1 protein-coding gene is annotated in these 341 nt (G+C 49.3%); it reads right to left on the bottom strand.

Annotated elements, in window-relative coordinates; all coding sequences use genetic code 11:
- Nucleotides 1-341 (bottom strand): hypothetical protein (locus CYK18_RS10905; protein WP_180948058.1); only part of this gene is annotated, 341 nt, incomplete at both ends.

The following is a 341-nucleotide window of genomic DNA, read 5'->3' as shown; positions in this document are numbered from 1 at the left end:
GCTTCAACAAGTGCAAGCACATCAACAAGCACATCGGCTTCAACAAGCGCAAGCACGTCAGCAAGTACGTCAGCTTCAACAAGTGCAAGCACTTCAACAAGCACATCGGCTTCAACAAGCACATCGGCTTCAACAAGTGCAAGCACATCAACAAGCACATCGGCTTCAACAAGCGCAAGCACATCAGCAAGCACATCAGCAAGCACATCAGCAAGCACGTCAGCTTCAACAAGTGCAAGCACTTCAACAAGCACATCGGCTTCAACAAGCGCAAGCACGTCAGCAAGTACGTCAGCTTCAACAAGTGCAAGCACATCAGCAAGTACGTCAGCTTCAACAAG

Source organism: Streptococcus mitis (assembly GCF_002860865.1).
In the GTDB taxonomy this organism is placed as follows: domain Bacteria; phylum Bacillota; class Bacilli; order Lactobacillales; family Streptococcaceae; genus Streptococcus; species Streptococcus mitis_AT.
The sequence above is the reverse complement of the archived record's forward strand: the minus strand, read 5'-3'. Positions and strand labels throughout refer to the sequence as shown.